Origin of the sequence: Amycolatopsis sp., from assembly GCF_035276945.1 — a bacterium.
GTDB lineage: Bacteria > Actinomycetota > Actinomycetes > Mycobacteriales > Pseudonocardiaceae > Amycolatopsis_E.
In genome coordinates this window covers 1-3,956 of the sequence record NZ_DATELF010000165.1, presented here as the reverse complement: position 1 = coordinate 3,956, position 3,956 = coordinate 1, and the positions used below count along the sequence as shown (strand labels likewise).

Genomic DNA, 3,956 nt, shown 5'->3' with positions numbered 1-3,956 from the left:
ATCAAACTCTCCAACAACAACCAGAAAAGCCCGATCGACTCACAAACATCAAAACCAAAAACCCAAAAAGGGCACAAAAAACTACTGGCATATTCATCAAAACACACTGTTGAGTTCTCAAACAACACACCACTACTACTTCCACCAGACCAAGCTCCGCCCGCCGTGAATCTCTCGACTCATTCGGTGGGTTCTGGAACTTCGTCCGACTGGACCACCCACTCTACCACACACTGTGGGAGCTTGGTTCGTGGCCCCCGCCTGGTACCCCGCGCCTTCCGGCCCGGTCTCCCTGGCGACGAAGAAAAGATTACAGGTGCCGTATCGGGGCTCTGCAAGGGGGGTCCCCTAACCGGGAACCCCCAGGTCAGCCCAGCAATCGGACACCGGCGACGTTCCGCTTGCCGCGGCGCACGACGAGCCAGCCACCGTGCAGCGCGCCGGCCGGCTCGGGTCGCCACTCCTCGTCGACGATCTTCACGTTGTTCACGTAGGCCCCGCCTTCCTTGACGGTGCGCCGGGCCGCGCCCTTGCTGTCCACCAGTCCCGCGGTCACCAGCAGATCCACGATCGTGGGCTGATCCGCGAGGCGGACCTCGCCCGTGGGCACCTCGGCCACGGCGGCCTCGAGTGTCGACGGATCCAGCTCGGCCAGCTCTCCCCGGCCGAACAGCGCCTGGCTGGCGGCGATCACCTGCCGGGTCTGCTCGGGGCCGTGCACGATCGTGGTCAGCTCCTCCGCCAGTTTCCGCTGCCCCGCCCGCAGTCGCGGTTTGTCCACCGTGAGCCGCTCGAGCTCGTCGATCTCCTCGCGGGTCAGAAAGGTGAACATGCGCAGGTACGGCACCACCTCTGCGTCGGCGACGTTGAGGAAGTACTGGTACCAGGCGTACGGCGAGGTCATCGACGGGTCGAGCCACAGTTTGCCGCCACCGGTCGACTTACCGAACTTGCGGCCCTCCGAGTCGGTGACCAGCGGGCTGGTGAGCGCGTGCACGGCCGCGCCGTCGACCTTGCGGACGTAGTCCACCCCGCCGACGATGTTGCCCCACTGGTCGGAACCGCCGATCTGCAGCTTCGTCCCGTACTTCCGGAACAGCCGCAGGTAGTCGTACGACTGCAGCAGCAGGTAGCTGAACTCGGTGTAGGACATGCCGTCGGTGGCGAGCCGCCGCTTGACCGTGTCCCTCGCCAGCATCACATTGATCGAAAAGTGCTTGCCGACGTCCCGCAAGAAATCCAGCGCGGAGACATCCTGGAACCAGTTCAGGTTGTTCTCCAGGACCGCGCCGGTCGGTGAGCCGTCGAAGGTGACGAACTTCTCCAGCTGCACGTTGATCCGCTCGAGCCGCTCCTCGGTGACCTCCCGGCTCACCAGGGTCCGCTCGCCTACGTCGCGGGGGTCCCCGATCTGCCCGGTGGCCCCGCCGGCCAGCACGATCGGCCGGTGCCCCGCCCGCTGGAAGCGGGCCAGCGTGAGCAGCTGCACCAGATTGCCGGCATGGAGGCTGTTCGCGGTCGGGTCGAAGCCGCCATACAGGGTGAGCGGACCGGCGTCCAGATCCTTCCGGAGCGCGTCGAGGTCGGTGGACTGCGCGAGGAGCCCGCGCCAGGACAGGTCGTCGAGAATGTGTTCGCTCACGTCTCGATAATCCCGCACCAGGTCAACCAACTATTTGCCGGGGCGAGCCCGGCCCCCTCGCCGATAGGACGACACGGCGGCCGAGTCGTCGATCCAGAACCGCCAGGGCGTGTCCATCGCGGCGGCGACACCCACCCGAGGGCCCGTGCGGATCGACGAGCCCGGTACGTCTTCCCCGCACAGCAGGCGGATCGGCGAAGCCGGATCCACCAGATCCACCCCGTTGTGCTGTGGGCCGATGCCGAGCGCGCTGGTCAGCCGGGCAGGCCCCTGTGCGAGCTGGCCGTCGTTGCGGGCGGCCTTCCGCCGGGTGCGGGCCAGCCCGGCCCCGGAGACCACCTCGGCTGCCCGGAGCAGCACCGCGCCGGCCACCCCGTCTTCACCGGCGACCACGTTCGCGCAGAAGTGCATTCCGTATACGAAGTACACGTACAGATGACCCGCGAAACCCCACATGACCGTGTTCCGCGCGGTCCGGCCGCGGTAGGAATGCGACGCGGGATCGTCCTGGCCCCGGTAGGCCTCGACCTCGACCAATCGCGCCGCGACCGTCCCCTCCGGGGAAGCGTGCTCGATCGTCGCGCCGAGTAACAGCGGCGCCAGGTCGAGCGGATCGACGGCCAGCTCCTCGCGTTTGAACAACCGGCTGGTCACGACCCGTTCGCCCACTGCCGGAACCCGCCTGCCCGGGCGACGAGACGACCCAGTTGCTCGGCGACCCGGGCGGGAGCGGTGCCGCCACGCGCATCCCTCGAAGCGACCGAGCCCGCGACGGTCAGCACTTCCCGCACCCGCGGCGTCAACGCCGGGTGGATCTTTTCGAACTCCTCGTCGGTGAGGTCGTCGAGAGCGGCACCGCGCGACTCCGCGACGCGAACGCACTCCCCAGCCGCCTCGTGCGCCACCCGGAACGGAACGCCCTGCCGCACCAGCCACTCGGCGATGTCGGTGGCCAGGGTGTACCCCGCCGGAGCCAGCTCCGCCAGCCGGCCGGTGTGGAAGGTGAGGGTGCCGAGCATTCCGGCGATCGCGGGGAACAACAGTTCCAGCTGCTCCACCGAATCGAACACCGGTTCCTTGTCTTCCTGCAGATCCCGGTTGTAGGCCAGCGGCATCGCCTTGAGCGTGGCGAGGAGGCCGGTCAGATTCCCGATCAGCCGGCCGGACTTCCCGCGGGCCAGCTCAGCCACGTCGGGATTCTTCTTCTGCGGCATGATCGAGCTTCCGGTCGCCCACGCGTCGTCCAAGGTGACGTAGCCGAACTCGGCGGTATTCCAGATGATCACCTCTTCGGCGATCCGGGACAGGTTCACGCCCAGCATCGCGACCACGAACGCGAACTCGGCGGCGAAATCCCGCGAAGCGGTACCGTCGATGGAGTTCTCCACGCTGGTGGTAAAGCCGAGCTCGGTGGCGACCGCGTCCGGATCGAGACCGAGCGAGGACCCGGCCAGAGCGCCCGAGCCGTACGGGGACTCGGCCGCCCGCGCGTCCCAATCCCGCAGGCGGCTCACGTCCCGGAGCAGCGCGTGCGCGTGCGCGAGGAGGTGGTGGGCCAGCAGGACGGGTTGCGCGTGCTGCAGGTGGGTGCGTCCGGGCAGAACCGCGTCCGGATGCCGTTTCGCCTGTGCCGCCAGCGAATCCACCACGTCCAGCGTCCCGCCCGCGACCCTCTTGGCGGCGTCGCGCAGCCACATCCGGAACAGGGTCGCCACCTGGTCGTTGCGCGAACGGCCCGCGCGCAGCTTGCCGCCGAGATCCGGGCCGGCGCGCTCGATCAGCCCGCGTTCGAGGGCGGTGTGCACGTCCTCGTCGGCCACGGCCGGCGTGAACGCCCCGGACGCGACGTCCTCGGCCAGGGTGTCGAGCGCGCGGAGCATGCCGACCAGTTCTTCGCCGGTGAGCAGGCCCGCGTTGTGGAGGACACGAGCATGCGCCCGCGAACCCGCGATGTCGTAGGGCGCCAGCCGCCAGTCGAAATGGGTCGACACGCTCAGCGCGGCCATCGCCTCCGCCGGCCCGCTCGCGAACCGCCCTCCCCACAATGCCATCGTCGCGGCCCCCGTCACGCCTTCTGGTCGCGCTTCGCGGCGATCTTGCTGGGCAGGCCCCACAACTGCACGAAGCCCTTGGCCAGCGACTGGTCGAAGGTGTCGCCCTCGTCGTAGGTGGCGAGGTTGAAGTCGTACAACGACTGGTCGCTGCGCCGGCCGGTCGGCACCGCCCGGCCCCCGTGCAGGGTCATCTGGATCTCGCCGGTGACGTGCTCCTGCGTCGAGTCGACGAACGCGTCGAGGCTGTGGCGCAGCGGCGA

General features: G+C 68.4%; 3 protein-coding genes and 1 pseudogene. All 4 read right to left on the bottom strand.

The features are described from left to right. Positions 1 to 367 precede the first annotated feature (367 nt). Positions 368 to 1,642 carry a tyrosine--tRNA ligase gene (tyrS, locus tag VJT49_RS30040; protein ID WP_324168336.1) on the bottom strand — a complete coding sequence of 425 codons (1,275 nt, stop codon included), beginning with the start codon at positions 1,640 to 1,642 and terminating at the stop codon, positions 368 to 370. 30 nt (positions 1,643 to 1,672) lie between these two features. Next, positions 1,673 to 2,296 carry a DNA-3-methyladenine glycosylase gene (locus VJT49_RS30035; protein WP_324168338.1) on the bottom strand — a complete coding sequence of 208 codons (624 nt, stop codon included), beginning with the start codon at positions 2,294 to 2,296 and terminating at the stop codon, positions 1,673 to 1,675. After that, complete coding sequence (gene argH, locus VJT49_RS30030; RefSeq protein ID WP_324168337.1) at positions 2,293 to 3,693, bottom strand: argininosuccinate lyase; 1,401 nt, start codon at positions 3,691 to 3,693, stop codon at positions 2,293 to 2,295. Before argH ends, VJT49_RS30035 begins: the two co-directional genes overlap by 4 nt. A 14-nt stretch (positions 3,694 to 3,707) precedes the next feature. Then, a pseudogene (locus tag VJT49_RS30025) lies at positions 3,708 to 3,956 on the bottom strand (argininosuccinate synthase); the annotation flags it as partial.

Coding starts and splice junctions, on each gene's coding strand:
- argH (WP_324168337.1), bottom strand. CDS start 3,693: ATGGCATTGTGGGGAGGGCGGTTCGCGAGCGGGCCGGCGGAGGCGATG.